We start from the raw sequence: 6,022 nt of genomic DNA, 5'->3' as shown, positions 1-6,022 counted from the left end.
CCGGCGATGAGGCCATCAGCCTCGACATCGATCTTGCTGAATTGTTCTTGCCGGCTCCATCGCTGGCAATGCCTGCTCCCACAGATTTCTGTGTCAGGCCTGGATCATGCGGCTGACCCGGAACCCTGTGGGAGCCGGCTTGCCGGCGATGAGGCCATCAGCTCCAGCCGTTTGCACAACCCCCGCGCCGGCCAGACACAGACCACGGCCACCACCGCCAACCCCGCCAGTAGCCCGCCATAACCCACCCGGTGCGCCACCTGCATGGCCGCCAGCGAAGCGAGCATCGCCACCGCCGCATCCACCGACTGGAACAGTGCGTAATCCGACGCCGGCTGATGCGCACGCACCTGGCCCATCAGCAGGGTGTACAAGGTGACGAAGCCGATCGCCGCCGCGACATTGACCAGGGCGAACACGGCCAGCCAATTCGGCAAGGAGAACATCCGTACTCCAAGCGCCGCCGCCACACTGATCCCCGCATGCACCAGCATGCACGGCAGCAGGCAGCGCCAGGCACCGAGGCGTCGCGCCATCCAGCTGCCGAGGAGGATGCCCAGGCCGCTGGCGACGGTGCCGTATAAGGTAGTGACCATCCCCAGTTGGCCGAACTCCAGCCCGCGATCCAGCAACAGCACGGTCTGCACCGCCATCAATCCGCGCATCGCCAGGTAATAGATCGCCACCAGGCACAACGCCGGCCACAGCGCGCGCAGGGTTTGCCGATCCAGCCGGGGCGGTCTGGACTGAACCGGTGCGCCAGTGATTGGCAACCAAGCCAACGGCAGCAGCAAGCTCAAGGACAGCAGCGCCATGCCAAGGAACCCGGCCTGCCAGCCCCAACGCTCGGCCAGCCAGAGAAACGCCAGGCTGCCGAACACCACGCCGAGGTAGCTGCCACCGACCTGGGCGGCATTGGCAAAAGGACGCTGGCGAGCGTCGGTGCTGGTGATGGTGATCGCATCGGCGTAGACGTCATGGGTCGCCGAAAGCACCGCCAGCAGCATCAGCGCCAGGAGAATCGGCATCAATGCCTGTTCCGGCCGGAGCAGGGCGATCAGCAGCAACACCGCGGCCATGCCCAGTTGCAACGCCACCAGGCTGCCCAGGTAGCGGTTGCCGCGCAGCCCCAGGCAATGCCGCTCGCACCAGGGCGCCCAGAAGCATTTGCCGATCCATGGCAGGAAGGTCAGCGACAGCAGGCTGAGGCTGGCCAGGTCCAGCCCCTGGTGGCGGAAGTAACCGGTCACCCCCTGCAACATCAGAGCGGTGAGCATGCCCTGGTGCAGGTAGTAGGCCCAGTAGGGCAGGTAGCGAGCCATCTCAGAACGCGGCCTTGACGCTCAGGCCCAGCTCGCGTCCGTTGCCGGGTTGCGAAAACTGCTGGCCGGGGCCGGACTGGTAGGCATAGGTGCGGTACAGCTTGTCGCCGAGGTTGTTGCCGTACAGGGCCAGTTCCAGATCGGGCTGCGGCAGCCAGGCCAGGCGTGCGTCGATCAGGCTGTAGCCGCTTTGCGCGACCTGGTTGTCGACGTCGAAGTAGTGCTTGCCGGTGTAGCTCAGGCCGACGCCGGGACGGATCTCGCCAAGCAGGCCGTCGAAGAACAGGCTGTGGTCGACCGCCACGCGCAGGGTGCGCCGCGGGGTGTAGGTGAGGTGATTGCCCTGGCGCACCGAGTCGAGCATGCGGTTGCGGTTGACTGTGCCGGCGACCTTGACGTGGGTGGCATCGGTGGCCAGCCAGTCCAGCGACAGCTCGGCGCCCTCGCTGCGCGCCTTGCCGATATTGGCCAGGGACTGGGTGCCGGTGCCGGCATCGCCGATGAACTGCTGCACGTCGTCGATATCGATGCGGTACAGCGCGCCGTTGAGCCAGACGCGCTTGTCCAGCAGGCTGGCCTTGATCCCGACCTCCATGTTCAGCGACTTCTCCGGCGAATAGGCCACGGCATCCGGGGTGATGGCGCCGATGCGGTTGTAGCCGCCGGCCTTGAAGCCCTTGCTCACCGAGGCGTACAGGCGGGTGTCCGGGGTGGCCTGGAAGCCCAGGGCGATCTTTGGCGTGGTGCTGGTGAATGTATCGTCGCCACGGTATTCGAAGCCCGGGGTGTACGCCGCGCCTTGCTGGACGTAGCGGGTCTCGGCCTTTTCCTGGCTGTGGCGGGCGCCAAGGGTCAGGTCCCAGCGTGGCGCCAGGTGCCAGGTGAATTCGCCGAACACGGCCTTTTCGGTGTTTTCGATGTGGCTGTCGGCCTGGCCGTAGAGCCCGGACAAGGGCGCCGAGGAATCGGGCACGCGGCGCGAATCGCTCTTGCTGTTCTGCCAGTACAGGCCGCCGACCAGGTCCCAGGCGCGCTCGCTGCCCTGGGTGGCCAGGCGCAGTTCCTGGCTGACGGTACGCTGGGTTTCCGGCCAGAGGAAGCCGAGGTCGCCGAACAGGCGTTCATGCCGGTAGTTCTGCAGGGCGCTGATGGAGGTCAGGCGCCAGTTGTCGTTGAGGCTCCAGTCGAGGGTCGCGCTGCTGCTTTCGACGCGGCGGGTGTACACCGATTCCATCAGCGGCACGCTGGCCCGGCGCTGGCCGTAGGTGGCGTCGGCCAGGTACTGCTCGTTGTACGAGCGCAGTTTGTCGCGGGCATAGGCCAGGCGCAGGCTGAGGTCTTCAGTAGCCTTGAACAGCAGGCCGACCCGGCCGCCGCCGTTGTCGCTGTCACCGTGGTGCTCGCTGCGGGTCAGCTCGCCGTCGGTGTCGTCGTGGTACAGCGCGCCTTGCAGGTACAGGCGATCGCTCACCAGCGGCGCCGAGCCGCTGGCGGTGACCTGGCGATGCAGGTTGCTGAAGCGGCTTTGCAGGGTCGCCTCGGGCGTTTCGCCGGGCTGGCGGGTGGTGATGTTGAGGGCGCCGGCATGGGCGTTGCGGCCATACAGGGTGCCTTGCGGGCCCTTGAGCAGCTCGATCTGCTCGATGTCCAGCAACTCCTGGTTGAAGGTGCCGAGGTACTGCGGCACGCCATCGACATAGATGCCCACCGGGCCGTTGTACGGATCGGACGAAGAAATGCCGCGCAGGCTCAGGCTGGGGAACAGGTCGGCGCCGGTATTGCGCGCCAGCAGCTCGGGAAACACCCGTTCCAGCTCGCCAGTGCGATAGACGTTGGCTTGTTGCAGGTCATCGGCGGTGGCCACGGACAGGGCCAGGTCGGTCTGGTTCTGCGCCTGCACCCGCTTGCTGGCGGTGACCTGCAATTCGGGGAGGGTCAGGGTCGAATCGGCGAAGGCGCCGGGGGCGATGGCGAACAGCACGGCGAGGCTGAGCAGGGAGCGTTGCATGGACATAACCTGAGGCGTTGGAGATCGCCAGATGGTCGCGCCACGGCGAAAGAGCTGCGCGCGCGATCAGGGTGTCGGCGCGCGCGATCGGGTCATTTGTTGATAGTCATTATCATTTGTCGCTGATACCGCAGCGGCTGCGATAGTCGCTGGGGCTGACCCCGTGATGGCGACGGAACACCTTGGCGAAGTGGCTGGGGTTGGAGTAGCCCACTTCCAGCGCCGCATCCACCACCCGCTCGCCCCGTTGCAGGCGCGCGGCGGCCAGCTCCATGCGCAGGTCCTGGAGCAGGGCGTAGGCGCCCTTGCCGTAGACCTGGCGAAAACCCTGCTTGAGCTTTCGCACATTGAGCGCCACCGCATCGGCCAGCGATTCCAGGGTCCAGGGCTCGGCGGGGCGGCTTTTCAGCAGCTCATGGGCCTGTTCTATCCGCGCCCGATCCCGCGCACCGACGCTGGGCTGGTGCGCGGCGCTTTGCAGGTAGCCGACCATCTCGCCGAGCATTTCGAAGGCCTTGCCACGCAGGAAGATCTCCCGTGCCACGCCCTGCAACTGGCAATCGAGCATGGCCATGCCGACCTTGCGCAGCACCGTCGGCGCCGGGAACTGCACCAGCCGCGCGTGGCCATCACCGGAGATGCGCCGCTCCCACAGCCCGGCCTGGTCGAGCAGTTGCTCGTCGAGACCGATGCGGCACAACACCTGCGGGGCGAAGCTGATATTCACCCCGCGCACCCGGGTATTGGCCGCCAGCAGTCCTTCGCCTTCGATCGCCACGCTGCCGTGATACAGGCAGCAGGTATCCGGGCTGAGCAGCATGAACGGGGTATCGGCGAACTGCCGCCAGCCGCCGCCTTCGGCGTAATAGGCGATGGACAGCGACGGGCCGCTGTTGGCCTGGATCCGGCAGTCCTCGGCGGTGAGCAGGTCGAGTACGCGGATATCCAGTTCTTCATCGGCCAGGTTGGCGAAGGTCGGGGAGAGGGGCTGGTCGGCGACGTAGTGATTGAGGGACATGGCAGAAGGCCCGGGCGAAGGATGTCGAAATGATAACACTTATCATTAAAGGGCTGATCACGCGCGTGGACTGCCTGATCGCGCGCGCGGGGTGGTGTGGCGCACGGCAACCTTGGGGGCATCGTTGTCAGCGAAAAAACAGGAACACACCGTGAAGATTCTGATTCAAGGCGCCGGCATCGCCGGCCTGGCCGCCGCCTGGTGGCTGAAGCAGCGGGGCTTTGCACCGCAGATCGTGGAAAAGGCCCCCGACCTGCGCTGCGACGGCTTCGTCCTCAGCCTGGGCGGGGCTGGCTACCAGATTGCCGGGCGCATGGGCATCCTGCCGGGGCTGGAGGCCAAGGGCGTCGAACTCGGGCGCACCCAGTTTCGCGATAGCCAGGGCCGTGACGTGCTGTTGATCGACCACCGCAAGCATCTGCGCCAGACCAATCTGTTACCGGTGTGCCGGGATGACTTGGTGCTGGCGCTGCATCGGGCGCTGGAGGGGGCGGTGCCGATTCGCTTTGGTAGTCAGGTCGAGTCAATGACGCAGGATGCGAATGGCGTCGAGGTGCGGTTCGACGATGGTTCGGTCGAGTCGTTCGACTTCGTGGTGGCGGCCGATGGGTGTTTTTCCAGCCTGCGCCAGCGCTACTTCGCCAGCGATGAGGAGTGCCTCAAGTCCCTCGGCTACAGCGCTGCCGCGTTCACTCTGGAGGGAGCACAGGCGCGGGGCGGGGAGCGGCATGTGTCGTTCTCGGAGCCGGGCTACACCGTCGAGTTGTATGGCATGCGCGAGGATTTGCTGGCGGCGTTGTTCGTCTGGCAGGACGACCAGGGTTTGCGCGTGCCTCGGGAGCAGCGGGCGGCGTGGTTGAAGGAGGTGTTCGCCCATGCCCATGGCGATATCCAGGCGGCGCTGGCAGCGCAGCCGGAAGGCTTTTACCTGGACCACCTGATGCAGGTGCACTTGCCCAGTTGGCACCAGGGTCGCCTGGTATTGCTGGGGGACGCTGCGCACTGCCTGACCCTGGCTTCCGGGCGCGGTGCGAGCATGGCGTTGACCGGGGCCTGGCTGCTGGCCGAGGAACTGGCGCGCAGCCAGGACATTGCCGCGTTGCAGCGTTATGAAGCGCGCCTGCGCCCGGATATCGACATTCTCCAGGCCTTGGCCTGGCGCATGGCCGGCTGGTATGTGCCGCTGACCCGGCGCAGCTGGCATTTGCGCAACCTGTTCATGCGCTGGACGCCGGACTGGCTGAGCGGGTGGATGCTGCGGCGGACTTTTGCCGAGGTGGATGGGAGTGAGCTGAGCGAGGCGGTGCGGGGGGCGGCTGGAGATTGATGTTGTCTGGGCGGGCCTCATCGCCGGCAAGCCGGCTCCCACAGGATCCCGGTCGACCACGGGATCCAGGCCTGACACAGAAACTTGTGGGAGCTGGTCTTGCCAGCGATGGGGCCGGTAAGAACAACACAGACCAGCAGGGAATATGTCGAGGCTGATGGCCTCATCCTCGGCAATGCCGACTCCCACAGGGTGCCGGGCCAACCGCATGATCCAGGCTCGACACAGGAATCTGTGGGAGCTGGCTTGCCAGCGATGGGGCCGGCAAGAACAACACAGACCAGCAGGGAATATGTCGAGGCTGATGGCCTCATCGCCGGCAATGCCGGCTCCCACAGGGTTCCGGG

4 protein-coding genes are annotated in these 6,022 nt (G+C 66.1%); 1 reads left to right on the top strand and 3 read right to left on the bottom strand.

What is annotated here, in order from left to right; all coding sequences use genetic code 11:
* Nucleotides 1-104 precede the first annotated feature (104 nt).
* The 3 genes from ACODSK_RS32135 to ACODSK_RS32125 all read right to left on the bottom strand — a co-directional run bounded on the left by ACODSK_RS32135 (nt 105) and on the right by ACODSK_RS32125 (nt 4,348).
* Nucleotides 105-1,322, bottom strand: a complete 1,218-nt coding sequence (locus ACODSK_RS32135; protein WP_489022117.1) for an MFS transporter — start codon at nt 1,320-1,322, stop codon at nt 105-107.
* A gap of 1 nt (nt 1,323) precedes the next feature.
* Complete coding sequence (locus tag ACODSK_RS32130) at nt 1,324-3,330, bottom strand: TonB-dependent receptor (protein WP_489022116.1); 2,007 nt, start codon at nt 3,328-3,330, stop codon at nt 1,324-1,326.
* Between the two features lie 112 nt (nt 3,331-3,442).
* On the bottom strand, nt 3,443-4,348 hold the full coding sequence (locus ACODSK_RS32125) for a helix-turn-helix transcriptional regulator (protein ID WP_489022114.1): 906 nt from the start codon (nt 4,346-4,348) through the stop codon (nt 3,443-3,445).
* A 151-nt stretch (nt 4,349-4,499) separates the two neighbouring features.
* On the opposite strand from ACODSK_RS32125, the gene ACODSK_RS32120 reads away from it, so the two are divergent.
* Nucleotides 4,500-5,675 (top strand): FAD-dependent monooxygenase, encoded by a 1,176-nt coding sequence (locus ACODSK_RS32120; protein ID WP_489022112.1) that lies wholly within the window; start codon nt 4,500-4,502, stop codon nt 5,673-5,675.
* Nucleotides 5,676-6,022 lie beyond the last annotated feature (347 nt).

Source organism: Pseudomonas sp. FG98, from assembly GCF_057808595.1.
Note: the sequence above shows the minus strand (reverse complement) of the source record. Positions and strands in the feature narration are given on the sequence as shown.